At 46.3% G+C, this 20,968-nt stretch carries 8 protein-coding genes, 14 tRNA genes, 4 rRNA genes and 1 pseudogene; 13 read left to right on the top strand and 14 right to left on the bottom strand.

Translation table 11 applies throughout. The annotated features are described in order from the left end of the window. Positions 1-216: 216 nt before the first annotated feature. Positions 217-3,303, top strand: coding sequence for a bifunctional diguanylate cyclase/phosphodiesterase (locus EWA64_RS06640; RefSeq protein ID WP_082796682.1), 3,087 nt, complete (start codon positions 217-219; stop codon positions 3,301-3,303). A gap of 353 nt (positions 3,304-3,656) precedes the next feature. Here the strand turns inward: EWA64_RS06640 and EWA64_RS06635 are convergent, their stop codons facing one another. The 4 genes from EWA64_RS06635 to EWA64_RS06620 all read right to left on the bottom strand — a co-directional run bounded on the left by EWA64_RS06635 (position 3,657) and on the right by EWA64_RS06620 (position 7,541). Beyond that, positions 3,657-4,673, bottom strand: a complete 1,017-nt coding sequence (locus EWA64_RS06635; protein WP_061894849.1) for an IS110 family RNA-guided transposase — start codon at positions 4,671-4,673, stop codon at positions 3,657-3,659. 517 nt (positions 4,674-5,190) lie between these two features. Further along, a complete protein-coding gene (locus tag EWA64_RS06630) occupies positions 5,191-5,637 on the bottom strand; it encodes a GNAT family N-acetyltransferase (protein WP_369435819.1) in 447 nt (148 codons plus the stop codon). A 172-nt stretch (positions 5,638-5,809) separates the two neighbouring features. Then, on the bottom strand, positions 5,810-6,352 hold the full coding sequence (locus tag EWA64_RS06625) for a GNAT family N-acetyltransferase (protein WP_061894847.1): 543 nt from the start codon (positions 6,350-6,352) through the stop codon (positions 5,810-5,812). A gap of 10 nt (positions 6,353-6,362) precedes the next feature. Beyond that, the gene (locus tag EWA64_RS06620) at positions 6,363-7,541 is read right to left on the bottom strand and encodes a MerR family transcriptional regulator (RefSeq protein WP_061894846.1); all 1,179 of its coding nucleotides are present in this window, start codon (positions 7,539-7,541) and stop codon (positions 6,363-6,365) included. A gap of 593 nt (positions 7,542-8,134) precedes the next feature. On the opposite strand from EWA64_RS06620, the gene EWA64_RS06615 reads away from it, so the two are divergent. The 12 genes and pseudogenes from EWA64_RS06615 to EWA64_RS06560 all read left to right on the top strand — a co-directional run bounded on the left by EWA64_RS06615 (position 8,135) and on the right by EWA64_RS06560 (position 17,667). After that, positions 8,135-9,388: an HD-GYP domain-containing protein gene (locus EWA64_RS06615; protein ID WP_061894845.1), complete on the top strand. Its 1,254-nt coding sequence runs from the start codon at positions 8,135-8,137 to the stop codon at positions 9,386-9,388. 498 nt (positions 9,389-9,886) lie between these two features. Next, a 16S ribosomal RNA gene (locus tag EWA64_RS06610) occupies positions 9,887-11,429 on the top strand. Positions 11,430-11,496: 67 nt separating this feature from the next. Continuing rightward, positions 11,497-11,572 (top strand) — tRNA-Ala (locus EWA64_RS06605). 2 nt (positions 11,573-11,574) lie between these two features. Then, a tRNA-Glu gene (locus EWA64_RS06600) sits at positions 11,575-11,650 on the top strand. Between the two features lies 1 nt (position 11,651). Beyond that, positions 11,652-11,727, top strand: a tRNA-Lys gene (locus EWA64_RS06595). A gap of 30 nt (positions 11,728-11,757) precedes the next feature. Further along, positions 11,758-11,833, top strand: a tRNA-Val gene (locus EWA64_RS06590). 339 nt (positions 11,834-12,172) lie between these two features. Further along, positions 12,173-15,059: ribosomal RNA gene (locus tag EWA64_RS06585) — 23S ribosomal RNA — on the top strand. 111 nt (positions 15,060-15,170) lie between these two features. After that, positions 15,171-15,286: ribosomal RNA gene (gene rrf / locus EWA64_RS06580) — 5S ribosomal RNA — on the top strand. A gap of 48 nt (positions 15,287-15,334) precedes the next feature. After that, positions 15,335-15,410: transfer RNA gene (locus tag EWA64_RS06575), tRNA-Thr, on the top strand. Positions 15,411-15,418: 8 nt separating this feature from the next. Beyond that, positions 15,419-15,534, top strand: a 5S ribosomal RNA gene (rrf, locus tag EWA64_RS06570). Together the 16S, 23S and 5S rRNA genes with 5 tRNA genes alongside form the textbook arrangement of a ribosomal RNA operon. Positions 15,535-15,765: 231 nt before the next feature. Then, a pseudogene (locus tag EWA64_RS06565) lies at positions 15,766-16,067 on the top strand (IS630 family transposase); the annotation flags it as partial. 169 nt (positions 16,068-16,236) lie between these two features. Next, the gene (locus tag EWA64_RS06560) at positions 16,237-17,667 is read left to right on the top strand and encodes an NAD-dependent succinate-semialdehyde dehydrogenase (protein WP_061893184.1); all 1,431 of its coding nucleotides are present in this window, start codon (positions 16,237-16,239) and stop codon (positions 17,665-17,667) included. Between the two features lie 145 nt (positions 17,668-17,812). Here EWA64_RS06560 and EWA64_RS06555 read toward each other — a convergent pair. The 10 genes from EWA64_RS06555 to EWA64_RS06510 all read right to left on the bottom strand — a co-directional run bounded on the left by EWA64_RS06555 (position 17,813) and on the right by EWA64_RS06510 (position 20,940). Further along, positions 17,813-17,888 (bottom strand) — tRNA-Asn (locus EWA64_RS06555). A 15-nt stretch (positions 17,889-17,903) separates the two neighbouring features. Further along, positions 17,904-17,979: transfer RNA gene (locus EWA64_RS06550), tRNA-Thr, on the bottom strand. Between the two features lie 33 nt (positions 17,980-18,012). After that, a tRNA-Asn gene (locus EWA64_RS06545) sits at positions 18,013-18,088 on the bottom strand. Positions 18,089-18,220: 132 nt separating this feature from the next. Further along, positions 18,221-18,296 (bottom strand) — tRNA-Phe (locus EWA64_RS06540). A gap of 7 nt (positions 18,297-18,303) precedes the next feature. Further along, positions 18,304-18,379 (bottom strand) — tRNA-Thr (locus tag EWA64_RS06535). 53 nt (positions 18,380-18,432) lie between these two features. Next, a tRNA-Phe gene (locus EWA64_RS06530) sits at positions 18,433-18,508 on the bottom strand. Positions 18,509-18,740: 232 nt separating this feature from the next. Beyond that, a complete protein-coding gene (locus tag EWA64_RS06525; RefSeq protein ID WP_061893185.1) occupies positions 18,741-20,366 on the bottom strand; it encodes a methyl-accepting chemotaxis protein in 1,626 nt (541 codons plus the stop codon). A gap of 258 nt (positions 20,367-20,624) precedes the next feature. Continuing rightward, positions 20,625-20,700, bottom strand: a tRNA-Asn gene (locus tag EWA64_RS06520). Between the two features lie 39 nt (positions 20,701-20,739). Then, positions 20,740-20,815: transfer RNA gene (locus EWA64_RS06515), tRNA-Thr, on the bottom strand. Between the two features lie 49 nt (positions 20,816-20,864). After that, positions 20,865-20,940 (bottom strand) — tRNA-Phe (locus tag EWA64_RS06510). Positions 20,941-20,968 lie beyond the last annotated feature (28 nt).

The following is a 20,968-nucleotide window of genomic DNA, read 5'->3' as shown; positions in this document are numbered from 1 at the left end:
GCATAGGCCCTTTCCGAGTGCCTTGACACAGGGCGAGAGATTCGTACGTAAGCGGTGAGTTTGCCTCGCTTGCACACCTTATTAACGATTCTGAATCTACAGCCACTCAAATTTCTCATCGTTGTCGCGCTTGCCAATAAAATTATTCTCGCGAAGGGGGGATCTTGAAGTTACTTGGGTATAAGAATAATTATAAAGACAGGAAGCTTGGAAAACATGTTGGGAACGCTAAAAGTTAGGCTTTATTTTTTGGTTTGCATAATAACACTTCCCGCAGTGTTAATGATTTTTTATCAAACCACTCAAGAGCGACAACAAGCAATTCAACTGCATGCTCAGCAAGCAGTTACTATTGCTCAGTTACTGTTTTCGACTCAGGAAAAAATCATAGGTGACACCGAACATTACCTTGAGTACTTGGCTAGCATACCGGAGGTTCAACAACCCGGCAGTTCCGCTTGTGGGCAGTTTCTTAGTAAAATACTCAAGTTCAACCCAACCTATATTAACATTGGCGTGCCTTCGGCCAATGGCGATCTATTGTGCAATGCGCTGCCACTAGAGCAAGATGTCAATGTCTTTGATCGTCCGTATTTTCAGCAATCACTCACCCAGCATGCATTTGCGATTGGTCGTTATCAACTGGACCGAGCTTCAGGGAAAACCAGTATAAATTTTTCCTATCCCGTCGTTGATTTAAACGACCAGCTTGTTGGGGTCGTGGTAGCGGTTGTCTCACTGGATGCATGGAGTCAGTGGCTCGCTGAATACAATTTACCTGTTGACGCGGTGGTGTTTGTTACTGATGAGCAAGCAAGGATTGTGGCGAATTACCCTTTCGATTCAAAAGTGCATGGACGAGATCCTGATAACTACAACGTTAACATCGAGCCTTCTCAACATTACCAGTTGGTCACAGAGCAAGTAACAGGCACAGACCAAGTGTTACGCATATTTACTCACCAAACGCTGTACACGAAGTTGGATAACAAAGGCGTTACAGTCAGTGTTGGCATCCCTATAGATAGCGCTTTAAATCACATCAATGAGCGATTTATGACTCGCATTTTGTCTTTTTTGGCCTGCGTTTTGGTTGTGACTCTACTCGCGATAAAAATTCTGAATACCAGCCTTATTAAACCATTGGAAAAGTTAACCCAAGCTACATTCAATCTCCGGTTGGGTATTCAGCCACAAGGGCTAAACACACAAGGTGCAAAAGAAATACGAATTTTAGAAGAGCATTTTCTTCGCATGTCGAGTGCTCGTTTAACTGCCGAAAGAGTGGCGAAAAAGCGGAGTAGTGAACTTGATGCCGTTTTTAGTGCTTTGCCCGATTTGTACTTTCGAGTCGATACACAGGAGGTGATTGTTGATTATCGTGCCGCCAATACCAATGACTTGTATGTGAGTCCTGATGTGTTTGTAGGTAACAAAATATCGGATGTCCTACCTGAAGAGATTGGTCAACTTTGGCAGCAAAAAACAGCAGAGTTACGCGATAAAAAAGAGGTGGTTACCTGGGAGTATCGATTGTCAATCTTAGGGGATGAGCAGCATTTTGAAGCTCGCGTAAATTCCATTTCCAACTCGCAAGATATCATTGTTGTGATTCGTAATATCTCTGAGCGGAAGAAGGATGAAGAGTCATTGAAATTGGCGGCTTCGGTGTTCAGTAATAGTCGTGAATGTATGGTGGTCACCGATCACAATGGCAGCATCATCGATGTTAACCCGGCGTTTACTCAGGTTACTGGCTACCAAAAACATGAAGTACTAGGTAAGAATCCCAGTATCCTTGCATCTGGCATCCATGGTGACGAGTTCTATGCCAAACTATGGCAGTGTTTGAGCAAAGACGGCCGTTGGGAGGGAGAAATTTATAACAAGCGTAAGGATGGTGAAGTTTTCCCTGAGTGGTTAAGCATCAACGCAATATATCAAGCCGATGGCTCGGTTTCTCATTTTATTGCTCTCTATCGTGACATTACGGAGCAAAAGAAATCGACAGAAATCATATGGCGCCAGGCTCATTATGACCCCTTAACTAATCTACCTAACCGGCGCACACTCAGCGACCACTTAAATCATCAGCTGTCTGTCGCGCAGCGCAATCAAACATTAAGCGCAGTGCTGTTTATTGATATCGATGACTTTAAACACATCAATGACTCTTTGGGACACGACATGGGTGATCTTTTACTGCAAAGAGTGGCTCAACGCCTACGTGATAATACGCGTTCGCAAGATATGATCGCACGTCAAGGTGGAGATGAGTTTATTGTTGTTATGGGTGATCTTTCCAGCATTTCCCCTGTTATTCGCTTAGCAGAACGGTTACTGACCAGTTTTGAGCGTCCATTTTTGTTAAAGGAGGAAACGATCTTTGTATCCGCGAGTGTTGGACTTGCCTTCTACCCTAACGATGGTGAGACTGCCGCTGAACTGCTAAAAAAAGCCGATCAGGCGATGTATGCAGCCAAACAAGCGGGGAAAAACTGTTTTCGCTGTTTTACTCAGGTTATGCAAGATCAAGCAGAACAACGGATTCGCTTGGTTCGCGAACTAAGATATGCCCTCCAAGATTCTCAGTTTGAACTTTACTACCAGCCAATCGTGTCGCTCAAAACAGGAAAAGTGGCTAAAGCTGAGGCGTTGATTCGCTGGAACCACCCGGAGCGTGGACTTGTCGCGCCGGATGAGTTTATCCCGCTCGCTGAGCAAACCAAGCTAATCATACCGATCGGAGAGTGGGTGTTTAACAAAAGTTGCCAGGTATTGAAAACGTTACAGCAGCGCTATGGTGAAGACTTTCGATTGAGCATTAATGTGTCGCCAGTGCAATTCGCAGATGCAGAGTGTAAGTTGCTTAAATGGCCTGAGTACTTAAGTGGAAACGACATTCAGCCTAGTAGCATAGTGGTCGAAATCACCGAAGGCTTGTTGATGGACAACAAAGGTAAGAGTCTTTCTGCTCTGCTACATTTTAGGGATGCAGGTTTTCAGGTCTCATTGGACGACTTTGGCACAGGCTACTCTTCTTTAGCTTACATCCAAGAATATGATATTGATTACCTGAAAATAGATCGGCACTTCGTACAGCAACTTAATGGCCCTGCTGATTCCGCGATTCTGTGTGAATCTATTATCGTGATGGCACATAAGCTAGGTATTGAAGTTATAGCAGAGGGCGTTGAGACGCTTGAACAGCAGCAAGCATTGGCCGATATGGGGTGTGATTACGTACAAGGTTATCTCTATTCAAGACCAATACCACTTGCAAAGTTTATCCAGCTGACCTAATCACGATAGCTGTACCGGTTCTCGCTGCGCTACGTAGCATAATAGAAGTGAGTTGGTGGTGTTCTTAAAGGATGTCGACTATGGTTTTTATATTGTAAAATAAGGAGATAGATACAATGAATGTATGGTACGCCCCGTTTTGCAAGTAAAAATTCAAAATAACGGAGTTGGTTTGCGCTAATGTATTCGGAGTCTAATTGAGACTTTTTGCTTTAGCCCCAGCTCCACGATGAGATCCGCGCCAGATTGTCCTCAAAAATGTGAAAGCACTCTAGTTGCTGTTCTGGACAACAGGTTTTCAATCTGGTGGTCTAACCGTTTTGTCATCTTTCATTTTCATATGCAAACTTGATTTATGTTCTGATCTCGAAAGTTTTATGAGTTGCCATGACTGACCAAGCGATTCTGGCTAGCTTATTCGCCAAAGCAACCAAAGCTGCATTGAAAGGCTTCCGACTCTTCAAGTCTAGTAACCATGTACCAAAATATTTCTCCGCAGTTGCATCTCGCCACAGCACTGATCTAGCTGCGTGAACAAACAGTTCGCGAAGCTCTTTGTTACCCCGCTTCGATATACCAAGAAGCCTCGATTTTCCACCTGTTGAGTATTGGAATGGAACCAATCCTATCCAAGCAGCAAAGTTACGACCGTTAGAAAAATCTTTTGGATTGGATACTGCTGACAGACAACAGGCAGCAGTCATTGGCCCGATACCAGGAATAGATTGCAGCAAAGTAAACAGCTCATTGTCATCATTAAGCATTTCAATCTTCTTATCTTGTTCTTTAATCTTCTCATTGAGGAGATTGTAATGATCTAATTGTTCTCGTAACTCAAAAACAAGTAGTGGAGGAACTGATTGCCCAGTGTCAGCAAGCCACTGAAAAAGCCGTTTCATATTTGCATGACCACGAGGGAAACTAAAGCCAAACTCGACAAGAATTGAAGAAATTCGGTTCATCACAGCCGTCCTTTCCCTAATGTAGCCAGTTCGAATTCGACGAGTCACACTTCCTAATTGCGCTTGCTCAGATTTAGGCGTTACAAACCTCATTTTAGGTCTTGTCGCAGCTTCGGCTATAGCGTCAGCGTCAATGAAGTCATTCTTGTGGCTTTTAACATACGGCTTAACGTATTGAGGTGGAATGAGCTTAACCTCATGGCCAAATTCCTGGCAGCGTCTAGCTAGCCAGTTTGCACCACAACAAGCTTCCATTGCTATGGTTACAGGTTCATGTACAGAGATAAATTGCATTAGTTTTGCCCTAGAAAACTTATGTCGATATAGCTCTTGACCAGAATGGTCGTGACCTACCAAGTGAAAGGTAGATTTACCAAGATCGATACCGATTGTTTTGATAGCTGACATGATGGCACCTCCCGAAGTTCAGCGACTATGCTGAGTGTAGTTTAGGTGTGGGGCGTACCATCTAATTAACGTGTTACAAAGGGTGGTCTAGTGTGTGCACCATTTTAAATCTGTGCTCGACGCATGCTAAAAAGATCCAATTAAATCCTATTTCATGGTCCTTGATATCCCAAGAAATCCTCTTAAATGCAAGTAATTACAAGTGCTTAAGAGGAATTCAAAATCCGTTTCCTTCGGGAGTGGCGGTTCACGTCCGCCCACCGGTACCATACATAGAAAGGTCGCTTTTATAGCGGCCTTTCGTCGTTTTTGGTGTTTGAAAATATTCAACTTTTCAGGTGCTTACCTGAGTTTTCCTTTTCTGTTGTCACCTCTTTTTCGCTCCAATAGGCTCTAAAGTGATCTGACTTGGAAATGCCCCACACCTTTCTAACCTAAGAGTCAGGACACATATATCTTGTCATAAATTGACCTATTTGGGGTAACGTAAGTGGGTACGATACCGATGACAATTCACTCAATCGCTTAAAATCATGATTTCATAATCGGACTTTGAAAAATGAGCATTTTGATAAGCTCTAACAGCTGTGCGGTTTTCTTTGTGAACATATAGGCGCAGCTCTAAGCCTTTTTGTTCCTTCATTTCATGTTTTACCGCATCCAAAAGCAATGACATACGACCCTTGCCTCGCTGTGATTTGGATAAGAACATGCTTTGAATCCACCAGTAATAACCAGCGTTCCAGTCGCTCCACTCGCGAACCACAGAGACACTCCCTACGGGAGTGTTGTTCTTATCCGCTAAAACCCAATAGGTAGCAATTGAAGGGTCACGAAGTGCGACCAGAATGCCCTTTTCAAGTGTTTCTGGGATCTTAATGCTCCCCTCAGCCTCTCTTGCCTCTTCAGCAGTGAAGTCAACAAGGTAGGGTAAGTCATCTAAAACGGCTTTTCTTACTTTCATCATAGCCCTCAAATTTATCAGTGGTTTCTTTAGGTTATCAAAGAATAATTGCTTAGAACATACACGGTATGTTCGTTGTGGCTAGGTGAGCATGGTAAGAGTGCCGCTTAGAAAATAGCGTTTAAGCATCGATACCTAAATTCAGAAACGAAGGAATTTTCACGCCAATTAACTACCAATAATAGGGATTGTCGATAGCCGGTAAGCATGTTGGTTTGCCCACAATGTTAGGGATCGCTTCACCGAGCAAAGATTGTGCAATCCAACCTTCGGGATATGACAATTCTAGCGGGGCTTGAATCAAATCCTGACTGATTGGGGCAAATCCTGTTTTTGAGTAAAAGTTGATATCCCCGTAAGTAATGGCAACGGTGACGCCTTTTTCTTTCAGTGTCGCTAACCCAAATTTGATCAGTCCTTGACCTACACCTTGCCCATGACGATCTGTTGCAACGGCCACGGGGGCTAAAAGGAATATGTTTTCACCATTTGGAAACGATAGGCGAGAGAAAAGGATGCTGCCGACAATGCGTTCACTTTCATCTTGAGCAATAAACACATAAAGATCCTCATCTTTGGTTGGTAAAGTGAGAAAGTCTTCCACGAGTTTCGCAATTAATGCACCTTCTTCTTTACCCTCTGAATCCGAAAATGTGTTATTGAACAGTGTAATGATTTCTTGAGCTTGTTCTTGTTTGTACAAAGCGTATTTCATATATCTATCTCTAGTTTGCAATTTTTAAAATAAAGTACTGATAGGTAAAATCTTTTGCAGCACTGCGCTCGTAAATCGAAATCTCTTTGTTAATGTCTAATAACACTTGGGACGCAGGCATAGCAGCTTGTAATTCCTCAACTCGGTCTTGCAGAGGTCGCCAGTAGTTTTGCCATGCATCGACGCCTAATGAGAAGTGTTCGATCACGTCGTAGCCATGCTTTTGGAACAGAGCGAGTCGTTTAGGTATCGATTGAATGTCTGGGTAGTCTGCCAGCCAATACTGTTTTGTCTCTTCGTCGGGAGAGTCAGTCAGCCACACCAAGTCACTCACCATCAAAACGCCATTATCTTTTAACAGCGGCTTCCATTGTTTTAGTGCGTTCTCCATTCCCATAATGTACACACAGCCTTCCGCCCAAATGGCATCAAAGCTCTTTGCCTGAAATGGCAGTTCCGTCATGGAGGCGCAAACAGGAGAAATGCGCTCATGCAACTGTGCGTTTTGTATTTTTTTATCGAGCTGCTTAATGGCAAAAGGCTCATTATCCACGGCGGTAATGTGCGCGGTACTATTATCGGCTAGCAGTAATGTTGAGATGCCAGTGCCACAACCAATGTCTAAAATATCGGTCATTGTCTGAGGCGACATTAATGAAATCGCTTTTAAAGAGTCCTTGTAACTCCCTGGCCCCCATCTTTCTAAGGTTGCAAAGACCGTCATAAAGTCTTTCATGTAACTCTCGTGTTCGTTCATATCTTTTGATAGCCACTTTAATCGGAGCGCTTCTTTTTCACTGTAACCCTGCGTACTTAACCAGTTTAAGTAAGCGCTAGGCGCACTTTGACTCAGGGAATGGTGTAACTCTCTTTGTGGACGTTCCCCAAGTAACGCCAGTAGCAACTCACGAGCGTGGATTTTTTTATCAATTTCATGGTTGAGTTGAGTCAGCCGATTTTCCAATAAGCTTCTACTTAACTTCGCGTCCAAGCATTGTTCGCACTCCTTTAGTGAGAGCCCTGCGCTTTGAAGTTGCTGAATCAATAACAGTCGCTGCAAATCGTTTTCGCTGTAATAGCGATATCCATTGTCAAGACGCTGGCCGTTAATCAGCCCTAACTTCTCGTAATAGAGTAAGGTGGTGCGAGAGATGCCAGCCTTTGCTGCCAATTCCGAAATCAAGTACATGTGAGATTTGACCCAAGTGTTCTTAGTATTTGGATAGTATGAACTGTAGAGTAGTAGACAGGTCAAGTGACCATGTCTGGTAAAAAAGTCATTGTGACTACTTTCTGCTTTGTTTCTCCTTTCTATGCCATGAAAGGCTGACAGCAAGCTTTTTGATAGGATAGCTGTGGTAAGCTTATCCACTATTGAATGAGAAAGTCTTTGCCCATTGGCATGTTTCCCGCAAGTTAATATGAGATGTGCTCGCTGGATAAGGAATACAGTTTATAGCAATGCTGCCGATGGACGAATTAAACTGGTTATTGCAAATTAAGAGAAATTCATAGCAGCGTACTTTACCTATCTGCAACTTAGTCTGTTGTCAGCTATCTTGTACTTAAGGAGAAAATAACACTCTTCTGGCTGTTTACTATACCAGCGGTGGGTTGTTAAGGTTTCTTGACGACGTCCTAAGTATTGCAAGAGATGCGCATGATGTTGTCGCTCCTTTTTATTAGCATTACCAATATGATCGTGAAGTGTTATTGATGAATTAATTCGCAATCTCCACTAATATTCACAACTTACGTAGCAATTTTAGGTCAGAACGAGAAGTGCCAACGATTAAAATTACCGTAGATCGTATTCAGCCTGGATTACATATACGTCTGCCCTTGAAGTGGAACGAACACCCCTTCCTGTTTAATAGCTTCAAAATTAAAGATCAGGAGCAGGTCGATATGATTCGCCACCTCGGCGTGAAGTATGTCTATCTGAACGTGAGTCAGAGCGATACACAGCTTCTTCCTGCCAATCAAACTGCAAGCCATGATGAAAGCCAGTCGGATAAACTTGACGTCGAAACCCAAAAACTTTGGAGTGAAAAGCAAAAGCGCATTGAAAAACTCAGTTCATACCGACGTCGTGTGATTCAATGTGAGAAAGAGTTTGAGCGTTCATTGGCAAGAATGCGCTCCGTGATGATGAAAATACGTAATCGGCCAATGGATGCGGTTGATGAAGCAAAACAGCTTATTGATGATATTGTTGAAAAGCTCATGAGCGATGACAATGTCACGTTGCATTTGATGAATGGTAAAAGTGAATTTGAAGACATCTATTTTCATTCACTTAACGTCTCGGTGATAGCTATGATGATTGGCCGAGTGAAAGGCTTTGATGCAGAGCGTTTGAAAGAGCTCTCTTTTGCCGCTCTTTTTCACGATATTGGCAAGATTAAAGTGCCTTCCGCGATCATTCGTAAGCAGACGCCCTTGACCGAGCCCGAGTTCAATTACCTCAAGTTGCATACTAAATACGGTGTTGATTTAGCGAGTACCATCGGTGATTTCCCTGAAAGTGCCAAATTAGTGATAGCACAACATCATGAAATGAATGATGGCTCGGGGTATCCTGAAGGGCTGAAAGGTGCTGACATTGATGAACTCACTCAAGTGATTGCCGTTGCCAATGCGTTTGATAACTTGTGCCACCACAATGTTCAGGCGGAGCAAAAGATACCTTATACCGCGCTTTCTTTCTTATATAAGAACTGTAAGCATCTTTATAATGTTGAGAACCTCAGCATTTTGATCAAATTCATGGGCGTATTCCCGCCGGGCACGGTTGTTCAACTTTCCAATAACATGGTTGGTTTAGTTATTTCGGTGAATGCATCTCACCTTCTTTACCCTAATGTATTGGTCTATGATCCTACCGTGCCTCGGACGCAGGCTCCGATCATCGATCTTGCCGATAAAGATATTAAGATTGTAAGTGCTATTCACCCCAGCAAATTGCCTGAAAAAGTGAAAGAGTACCTGAATCCTAGATCGCGGATCTCTTATTTCTTTGATAGTGATGACTAGTTATCCACAGGATTTTGTGAATATCCTCTGTGCAAGCTGAGTGTAAATTAAGGCAAAATGGGCGCTTGAGCGAATAATGTTCACTTAAGCGTTTTTTTATCAAAAAATGCGATTTCCCACTTGCCAAGAAAAAAGCATTCTCTATAATGCGCATCCACTGACACGGCAGACGCCACAAGGCTTCAGCAGTGCAGTAAGAGGGTAAGGCTTCTAAAAAAGAAATTTGAAAAAGTGTTTGACTCTTCAAATTAACTCGCTAGAATGCACCTCCGCTTTGAGAGAAAAGCTTCTCGAAAAGCAAGCTCTTTAACAATATAAACCTATCAATCTGTGTGGGCACTCGTTGATGATAATCCAAAAGACTTATCAATGAACTGAGTGACCAATTTGATACTTCGGTATCGAGCACAGTCAATTCAAGTTTTCTAGGAACTAGCTTCTAGGGACTAGAAACTTATCAGTATTCATTGAGCCGAAGCGCAAGCTTCAAAAAACTTTTAATTGAAGAGTTTGATCATGGCTCAGATTGAACGCTGGCGGCAGGCCTAACACATGCAAGTCGAGCGGCAGCACAGAGAAACTTGTTTCTCGGGTGGCGAGCGGCGGACGGGTGAGTAATGCCTGGGAAATTGCCCTGATGTGGGGGATAACCATTGGAAACGATGGCTAATACCGCATGATGCCTACGGGCCAAAGAGGGGGACCTTCGGGCCTCTCGCGTCAGGATATGCCCAGGTGGGATTAGCTAGTTGGTGAGGTAAGGGCTCACCAAGGCGACGATCCCTAGCTGGTCTGAGAGGATGATCAGCCACACTGGAACTGAGACACGGTCCAGACTCCTACGGGAGGCAGCAGTGGGGAATATTGCACAATGGGCGCAAGCCTGATGCAGCCATGCCGCGTGTGTGAAGAAGGCCTTCGGGTTGTAAAGCACTTTCAGTAGGGAGGAAGGTGGTGTTGTGAATAGCAGCATCATTTGACGTTACCTACAGAAGAAGCACCGGCTAACTCCGTGCCAGCAGCCGCGGTAATACGGAGGGTGCGAGCGTTAATCGGAATTACTGGGCGTAAAGCGCATGCAGGTGGTTTGTTAAGTCAGATGTGAAAGCCCCGGGCTCAACCTGGGAATTGCATTTGAAACTGGCAGACTAGAGTACTGTAGAGGGGGGTAGAATTTCAGGTGTAGCGGTGAAATGCGTAGAGATCTGAAGGAATACCGGTGGCGAAGGCGGCCCCCTGGACAGATACTGACACTCAGATGCGAAAGCGTGGGGAGCAAACAGGATTAGATACCCTGGTAGTCCACGCCGTAAACGATGTCTACTTGGAGGTTGTGGCCTTGAGCCGTGGCTTTCGGAGCTAACGCGTTAAGTAGACCGCCTGGGGAGTACGGTCGCAAGATTAAAACTCAAATGAATTGACGGGGGCCCGCACAAGCGGTGGAGCATGTGGTTTAATTCGATGCAACGCGAAGAACCTTACCTACTCTTGACATCCAGAGAATCTGGCGGAGACGCTGGAGTGCCTTCGGGAGCTCTGAGACAGGTGCTGCATGGCTGTCGTCAGCTCGTGTTGTGAAATGTTGGGTTAAGTCCCGCAACGAGCGCAACCCTTATCCTTGTTTGCCAGCGAGTAATGTCGGGAACTCCAGGGAGACTGCCGGTGATAAACCGGAGGAAGGTGGGGACGACGTCAAGTCATCATGGCCCTTACGAGTAGGGCTACACACGTGCTACAATGGCGCATACAGAGGGCGGCCAACTTGCGAAAGTGAGCGAATCCCAAAAAGTGCGTCGTAGTCCGGATTGGAGTCTGCAACTCGACTCCATGAAGTCGGAATCGCTAGTAATCGTGGATCAGAATGCCACGGTGAATACGTTCCCGGGCCTTGTACACACCGCCCGTCACACCATGGGAGTGGGCTGCAAAAGAAGTGGGTAGTTTAACCTTCGGGAGGACGCTCACCACTTTGTGGTTCATGACTGGGGTGAAGTCGTAACAAGGTAGCGCTAGGGGAACCTGGCGCTGGATCACCTCCTTATACGATGATTATTGCGATGAGTGTTCACACAGATTGATATGGTTTAGAAAGTTTAGAGTATTTTAGTGGGGCTATAGCTCAGCTGGGAGAGCGCTTGCATGGCATGCAAGAGGTCACCGGTTCGATCCCGGTTAGCTCCACCATCGTCCCGTTCGTCTAGAGGCCTAGGACACCGCCCTTTCACGGCGGTAACAGGGGTTCGACTCCCCTACGGGATACCACGGGTCGTTAGCTCAGTCGGTAGAGCAGTTGACTTTTAATCAATTGGTCGCAGGTTCGAATCCTGCACGACCCACCATTTCCTTCCTCCACAGGAAGTAAAATACGTGGGCGATTAGCTCAGTTGGGAGAGCACCTGCCTTACAAGCAGGGGGTCACTGGTTCGAACCCGGTATCGCCCACCACTCTTTAAATATTTTTGTGTTGCTTAATTCAGCCTCCCCTTCATGTGGATGGTCGATTTTTCGACGCTGAAAGTCTTTAAAAAGTGGTTTCTCATCGAGAAATGACATTGCTCTTTAACAATTTGGAAAGCTGACAAAACAACAATTTATTGTTGTTTGTAAAGTTCTCAATGTTTGTCTTTAAGACAAGCACCAACAAAACACATTCAAGTGTTCTTGGGAATGTCACTTTTAAGTGACGATTCAAAATTGAGTCCGGCAAATCAAAGCTATCTCGCTCATTCAAATAATGAGATAGCAACCTTGGTTGTTTAACGTAAAGACCCTTTCGGGTTGTATGGTTAAGTGACTAAGCGTACACGGTGGATGCCTTGGCAGTCAGAGGCGATGAAGGACGTACTAACTTGCGATAAGCGGTGATGAGGCAGTAAGAGCCACTTGAGTCACCGATTTCCGAATGGGGAAACCCACTGGCATAAGCCAGTATCGCTGCATGAATACATAGTGCAGCGAAGCGAACCGGGAGAACTGAAACATCTAAGTACCCCGAGGAAAAGAAATCAACCGAGATTCCGAAAGTAGCGGCGAGCGAAATTGGATTAGCCCTTAAGCTTTATATGCGTTAGACGAATGGTCTGGAAAGGCCAACGATACCGGGTGATAGTCCCGTAGTTATAGGCGCATGTTCAGTGAAATCGAGTAGGGCGGGACACGTGTTATCCTGTCTGAATATGGGGGGACCATCCTCCAAGGCTAAATACTCCTGACTGACCGATAGTGAACCAGTACCGTGAGGGAAAGGCGAAAAGAACCCCTGTGAGGGGAGTGAAATAGAACCTGAAACCGTGTACGTACAAGCAGTAGGAGCACCTTCGTGGTGTGACTGCGTACCTTTTGTATAATGGGTCAGCGACTTAATGTTAGTAGCAAGGTTAACCATCTAGGGGAGCCGTAGGGAAACCGAGTCTTAACTGGGCGTATAGTTGCTAGCATTAGACCCGAAACCGAGTGATCTAGCCATGGGCAGGTTGAAGGTTGAGTAACATCAACTGGAGGACCGAACCGACTAATGTTGAAAAATTAGCGGATGACTTGTGGCTAGGGGTGAAAGGCCAATCAAACTCGGAGATAGCTGGTTCTCCCCGAAAGCTATTTAGGTAGCGCCTCGGACGAATACTACTGGGGGTAGAGCACTGTTAAGGCTAGGGGGTCATCCCGACTTACCAACCCTTTGCAAACTCCGAATACCAGTAAGTACTATCCGGGAGACACACGGCGGGTGCTAACGTCCGTCGTGGAGAGGGAAACAACCCAGACCGCCAGCTAAGGTCCCAAATTACAGCTAAGTGGGAAACGATGTGGGAAGGCTTAGACAGCTAGGATGTTGGCTTAGAAGCAGCCATCATTTAAAGAAAGCGTAATAGCTCACTAGTCGAGTCGGCCTGCGCGGAAGATGTAACGGGGCTAAGTTGTAAACCGAAGCTGCGGCAATGTTCTATGAACATTGGGTAGGGGAGCGTTCTGTAAGCCGTTGAAGGTGTGTTGTAAAACATGCTGGAGGTATCAGAAGTGCGAATGCTGACATGAGTAACGACAAGGGGGGTGAAAAACCTCCCCGCCGGAAGACCAAGGGTTCCTGTCCAACGTTAATCGGGGCAGGGTAAGTCGACCCCTAAGGCGAGGCCGAAAGGCGTAGTCGATGGGAAACGGGTTAATATTCCCGTACTCGATCAAATTGCGATGGGGGGACGGAGAAGGCTAGGTGGGCCTGGCGACGGTTGTCCAGGTTCAAGTGCGTAGGCTGAGTGTTTAGGTAAATCCGGACACTCGATAGGCTGAGACACGACGTCGAGCTGCTACGGCAGTGAAGTCATTGATGCCATGCTTCCAGGAAAAGCCTCTAAGCTTCAGATTTGATGGAATCGTACCCCAAACCGACACAGGTGGTCGGGTAGAGAATACCAAGGCGCTTGAGAGAACTCGGGTGAAGGAACTAGGCAAAATGGTACCGTAACTTCGGGAGAAGGTACGCTCTTGATGGTGAAGTCCCTCGCGGATGGAGCTGACGAGAGTCGCAGATACCAGGTGGCTGCAACTGTTTATTAAAAACACAGCACTGTGCAAAATCGCAAGATGACGTATACGGTGTGACGCCTGCCCGGTGCCGGAAGGTTAATTGATGGGGTTAGCGTAAGCGAAGCTCTTGATCGAAGCCCCGGTAAACGGCGGCCGTAACTATAACGGTCCTAAGGTAGCGAAATTCCTTGTCGGGTAAGTTCCGACCTGCACGAATGGCGTAATGATGGCCACGCTGTCTCCACCCGAGACTCAGTGAAATTGAAATCGCTGTGAAGATGCAGTGTACCCGCGGCTAGACGGAAAGACCCCGTGAACCTTTACTACAGCTTGGCACTGAACATTGAACCTACATGTGTAGGATAGGTGGGAGGCTTTGAAGACGTGACGCCAGTTGCGTTGGAGCCGTCCTTGAAATACCACCCTTGTATGTTTGATGTTCTAACGTTGGCCCCTCATCGGGGTCGCGGACAGTGCCTGGTGGGTAGTTTGACTGGGGCGGTCTCCTCCCAAAGAGTAACGGAGGAGCACGAAGGTGGGCTAATCACGGTTGGACATCGTGAGGTTAGTGCAATGGCATAAGCCCGCTTAACTGCGAGAATGACGGTTCGAGCAGGTGCGAAAGCAGGTCATAGTGATCCGGTGGTTCTGAATGGAAGGGCCATCGCTCAACGGATAAAAGGTACTCCGGGGATAACAGGCTGATACCGCCCAAGAGTTCATATCGACGGCGGTGTTTGGCACCTCGATGTCGGCTCATCACATCCTGGGGCTGAAGTCGGTCCCAAGGGTATGGCTGTTCGCCATTTAAAGTGGTACGCGAGCTGGGTTTAGAACGTCGTGAGACAGTTCGGTCCCTATCTGCCGTGGGCGTTGGAAGATTGAAGGGGGCTGCTCCTAGTACGAGAGGACCGGAGTGGACGAACCTCTGGTGTTCGGGTTGTGTCGCCAGACGCATTGCCCGGTAGCTAAGTTCGGAATCGATAACCGCTGAAAGCATCTAAGCGGGAAGCGAGCCCTGAGATGAGTCTTCCCTGACAGTTTAACTGTCCTAAAGGGTTGTTCGAGACTAGAACGTTGATAGGCAGGGTGTGTAAGCGCTGTGAGGCGTTGAGCTAACCTGTACTAATTGCCCGTGAGGCTTAACCATACAACACCCAAAGGGTTTTGGTGGACTCAAAGCAAGAACAAATTTGAATGTGTTAAAAAGAACTGAAACAGCTTTCCGAATTATTCTCTAGAAATAGAGAGAAAGAATTTGCTTGGCGACCATAGCGTTTTGGACCCACCTGATTCCATCCCGAACTCAGAAGTGAAACGAAACAGCGTCGATGGTAGTGTGGGGCTTCCCCATGTGAGAGTAGAACATCGCCAGGCTTTTAATTTTAAAACTCGCTTTGTCTAGCGGGTTTTCTAAGTTTGAATGCTGATATGGCTCAGTCGGTAGAGCGCATCCTTGGTAAGGATGAGGTCCCCAGTTCGATTCTGGGTATCAGCACCATGATTTTGCTTAGCGACAATAGCACTTTGGACCCACCTGATTCCATACCGAACTCAGAAGTGAAACGAAGTAGCGCCGATGGTAGTGTGGGGTTTCCCCATGTGAGAGTAGGACATCGCTAGGCTTTAAATATATCGCATTAGGTAAAACCTGGTGCCAGACTTACAGTATAACTAATAAGTAGCGGTAGTTCAGTCGATTAGAAAGCCGCCCGTGTATTCCAGACCCCAGCAGAAATGTTGGGGTTTTTGTTTTTCGGATTTATACCTATCTGTAAAGCTGACTAGTTAGCTCAATCCAACATTGTTTTCATCTTACCAGTGCCTTCCAAAAATTGATTCCATGCGCGACATACCTGCTCGACCACATGGGCTTCTCTTGGATAACTTCTCGACCCAGGCATCCTCGACAATCCCAGACGATTTTAAAAAATTCAAAATTGAAACGATCCTGAACATCCCAGGGCATATCGCTTTAGAGCATGTGGATGTCTGGTTTCAAGATGAAGCCAGATTTGGGCAACAAAACACAACAACACGGTTATGGGCAGAGAAAGGAACACGTCCCAGAGCCGTGAAGCAACAACAATTTGAATATGCGTATCTGTTTGGTTCTGTCTGTCCCGCGAGAGGGATTGGCGAAGCGACGATTGTTCCTTGGGTTACCCACGCGGCGCTCAGAGATGAATCGTTGTGTTTTGTTGAAGTTTCATCTTGTATTAGCTACTCATCAGACTGGTATAAGTCATCCGCTATGAAACCTTTGTTTGCTTTACAGTGCGTGCTGGTCGCATTACCCTGCGCATGGAATAGCTAGGAGAGACAATATGCTGCAACTAAATGATCCGATACTCGATGCGTTACTGACAGAACTCGCCGTCTCTGAGGGGCTGCATGTTATCAATCCGGCAACGCAAGAAACGTTAATCTCACTTGAGCCGAGTTCATTGAAAAGCGTGGATAGCCAGATTGACGCATGCAGTGTTGCTCAGAAAGAGTGGGCTGCAAGGAGTACAAAAGAACGTGCTCTGCTGTTGAAGCGTTGGTTTGAGTTACTTATCCAACACCAGATGGCACTGGCCACCTTAATGACGCTTGAGCAAGGGAAGCCTCTTCGCGAAAGTCTTGCTGAAGTTACCTACGGAGCTTCGTTTGTGGAGTGGTTTGCTGAAGAGGCAAAGCGCGCGTATGGCGAGGTTATTCCGGCAAACAAGGTGCATCAGCGTATTACGACCATTCGCCAACCTGTCGGGGTTTGTGCAGCAATAACACCATGGAATTTTCCATTAGCGATGATCACGCGAAAAGCGGCTCCTGCTCTAGCGGCAGGATGTGGCATGGTGGTTAAACCTTCAGAGCTGACACCGCTTACCGCCCTGGCTGCTGTGCATCTTGCGCATCTGGCGGGTATCCCCGAACACTTACTTTCAGTCATAGTGAGTGCTCAGTCCAGCGAAGTCGGTGAATTACTCACGGGGGATAAGCGAATTAAAAAACTCTCATTTACCGGCTCTACTCGAGTTGGAAAAATATTAATGCAGCAGAGCGCATCCACTGTAAAAGCGGTGTCGATGGAACTGGGCGGCAATGCTCCTTTTATTGTGTTTGATGATGCGGATCTCGACCAAGCCGTTGATGGCTTGATGGCGTCGAAGTTTCGTAATGCTGGACAAACTTGTGTGTGCACTAATCGTTTGTATCTGCATCGCAATATTAAGGATGCTTTTCTTGCCAAGCTCATACCACGAGTAGAACAGCTTAAAGCCGGGAATGGATTGGAAGAGGGTAACTCATTGGGGCCGCTGATCTCGATTGCGGCGAAACATAGGTTGGAAGCACTTGTTGAAGAGGCTTTGGCTGAAGGGGCACAACTGCTGATAACTCCTCAATCTTTACCCGGTCATTTTATGCCTCCAATCTTACTTGATCGTGTAACGCATCAAATGGACATTATTCATCAAGAGCTTTTTGGCCCGGTGTTGCCGATTGTTGACTTTACGGATGATGATGAAGTGATCGCAATGGCCAATGACACGGAATATGGGCTGGCTAGCTATTTCTATACTGAAAGCCTCAAGCGTGCTGTACGAGTCAGCGAGGCGTTAGAATACGGTATGGTTGGCATAAATGAAGGGCTAATCTCGACCGAAGTAGCACCGTTTGGTGGTATCAAGGAATCTGGCCTTGGGCGAGAAGGGGCGAGACAAGGTTTGGATGAGTTCCTCGAAACTAAATACATTTGCTTAGGGGACTTGTAGAGTTCGGCTCTACTCAAGCGAGATGTTTAACCAGCTGGCGCTGGAAACACGCCAGCTTTTTATCGCAGGAAACAAGCTATTTGGGACAAGTAACACAGGAATAAAGCGTAAAAAAAGCCGCATCGGTGATGCAGCTTTCTGAATTTGGCTCCTCCTGCTGGGCTCGAACCAGCGACCTGCGGATTAACAGTCCGTCGCTCTACCGACTGAGCTAAGGAGGAACTATTTTAATTTGATGGTGCCGACTACCGGAATCGAACTGGTGACCTACTGATTACAAGTCAGTTGCTCTACCTACTGAGCTAAGTCGGCTTTGTTAACAAGATAAATCTTGCTAACGAAAAGTGGCTCCTCCTGCTGGGCTCGAACCAGCGACCTGCGGATTAACAGTCCGTCGCTCTACCGACTGAGCTAAGGAGGAACTATTCTTTATTGTGTTTTAGCACAACTTTAATAAGTGGTGCCTCGAGGCGGAATAACGGGCCCGCCTAGGGCACTGGCCGATGTTTTTCAAAAAGTTATTTTAACTTCATCAAAACACAGCTATCAAAAGTGGTGCCTCGAGGCGGAATCGAACCACCGACACGAGGATTTTCAATCCTCTGCTCTACCGACTGAGCTATCGAGGCAAAAGAATGGTGCCGACTACCGGAATCGAACTGGTGACCTACTGATTACAAGTCAGTTGCTCTACCTACTGAGCTAAGTCGGCACACGATATTCTTTTTACTGTCGTTCGTACTAAGCACCAACGACTTTAATTCGTGGTGCCCGGAGGCGGAATCGAACCACCGACACGAGGATTTTCAATCCTCTGCTCTACCGACTGAGCTATCCGGGCGACGAGGTGTATTAAACGGTTTTTCGTTAGGGAGGTCAATACAAAAATGCAAAAAAAATATCGTTTGCTGTTTTTGTGTGCGTAACGGGGCGTTTTTATCCATTTGATGACAAGAGTGTACAGTCTGTAAACATTATCGCGCCTGTTTTTTACGAGATTAATTGGTTGTTTTATGGCTTTGAATACGAAAAAGCACGCGATAAAGCGTGCTTTTTGTTGAAATGGAGTGCGTTTAGTTTTTAACGGAGAACTTGTTGACCCAACTTTCCAGATCATTCGCTAATGACGCTAGGCTACGGGTGCTGTTATGGCTCTCTGTCACCACGGCCGTTAGTTGGTTGCCGCTGTCTTCAATCATATTGATTCTTTTTGCAATGTCATCGCTCACTTGGGTCTGTTCGGCTGCCGCAGTGGCGATTTGCTGGCTCATTGAGCTGATGGATTCCAGTGCAATGACGATTTGTTGCAGGGCATCGGAAGCATTTTGTGATTCAACGACTGTGCTCTGGCTAGTCTCGGCACACACTTCCATGGTTTGGATGGCATTGCGCGATCCTTGTTGTAAGTTATTAATCATCTGTTGAATTTCTTTGGTGCTTGCTTGGGTTCGACCCGCAAGATTACGAACCTCGTCAGCAACCACGGCAAAGCCACGCCCCTGCTCGCCTGCACGAGCCGCTTCAATCGCCGCATTCAACGCCAATAGATTAGTCTGTTCGGCAATATCGCCGATGACATCCAGTACTTTGACAATGTTATTGACATCTTGATCGAGGTCAGCCACCGCTTGGCTTGCGGTTCCCAATTGATTAGCAAGGCCTTGAATGTTCGCTACGGTGTTGTTGATGAGTTTTTGTGTGTGCTGACTTTGTTTGTCCGCTTCATCGGTATTGCGCGCTGTATCGCTGGCCGAATCTGCCACATGGTTAGCAGATGAGGCCATTTCTGTCATAGCAGTGGCAATCATGGCAGTGGACTGCTGTTGAGAAGCAGACAGATGAGCAATGGAATCCGAGCGGGATTCAACCGATGCCAGTTCGCCACGTAGAGCATGCATTGAACCGTCTAAGTTAGTGATCATCTGCGCCAATGAACGGCTCATCTCTTGTACCGCTTGGTAGATGCTTCCCTGCGGAGCTTGGGTATCAAAACTGGTTTGAATATGGCCTTGGGCTACGGCTTGCACCGCTTTGCGCACGTCATTGGGTTCTCCGCCCAACAAGTTGAGCATTTTTCTGATAGAGATGATAAGTCCGGTCAAGATGGCGCCCGCAATCACTAAGCACAAGAAAAGTTGCCACTGTGCGGTAGACCAGAAGCGCGCGTTCACTTCGTTGAAACCGATGCCCGTGCCAACCACCCATTTCCAATGCGGTGTTCTTTCTGCTATTGACAGTTTCTCTTCAATTGAGCCATCGGCTTGTTTCTGTGTCCATGTGTACTCGACCAATTGCCCAGTTCGGCGACCTAAAATATCGAGAATTAACTGACCAACGCTGTTGCCTTTACCATCCTTAAAGTCATGGAAACTTGTGCCGTGAAGCTGCGGGTCAAGTGGTGTAGCGATGAATATCATCTTGTCGTCGGCGACATAAACATATTCATTGTCTTTATAAATGTTGTTGCGCAATAGGCGAGTGGCGAGTGCTTTGGCTTCGGCCTCGGGGATTTTGCCTTCTACCGACATTTTTTCGATCTCGGTTAATATGCTGTAGGCGCTGCGAAACAATTCGGTGACTCGGGCTTTGTTGTCTAAGTTGCTGGCCACGCGTAGCGTCCAGAGACCCGTTGCGGTTAAAGCAAGCAGGGCGAGTAAGATAATTCCCGATAATAAATAAGCTTGTGTTTTTAGTTTCATATAATGGCTCGTATGATGATGGCGTAAACAAATTAAAGCGGTTGTTAGATCTGTTTCACGTATATTTCATCTTAGTGTAGTCAATTTGAAACGAATAGCAGCCTGTATAGAAAGCATGATGTGGATTAAATTTTTACCGTGAAATAAGTGATTTTTTATGTGGTACAACACTCGTTTGAATAATGCAGTGCGGGGGATAGGAGAAAATAGCGATACGCAGAAAAGAAAAAAGCCAAGTCAGTGACTTGGCTTTAAAAGTGGCTCCTCCTGCTGGGCTCGAACCAGCGACCTGCGGATTAACAGTCCGTCGCTCTACCGACTGAGCTAAGGAGGAACTATTCGGTAACTCTTGCAATGCAAGAGTTATTGTAAATGGTGCCGACTACCGGAATCGAACTGGTGACCTACTGATTACAAGTCAGTTGCTCTACCTACTGAGCTAAGTCGGCACACTATATTGTTATCGCTCGTACACTTAGCACCAACGATTTTAATTCGTGGTGCCCGGAGGCGGAATCGAACCACCGACACGAGGATTTTCAATCCTCTGCTCTACCGACTGAGCTATCCGGGCAACGGAGCGATATTAAACGGATTTTCTC

Origin of the sequence: Vibrio cidicii (assembly GCF_009665415.1) — a bacterium.
GTDB lineage: Bacteria > Pseudomonadota > Gammaproteobacteria > Enterobacterales > Vibrionaceae > Vibrio > Vibrio cidicii.
This window is presented reverse-complemented; position numbering and strand designations above follow the sequence as displayed.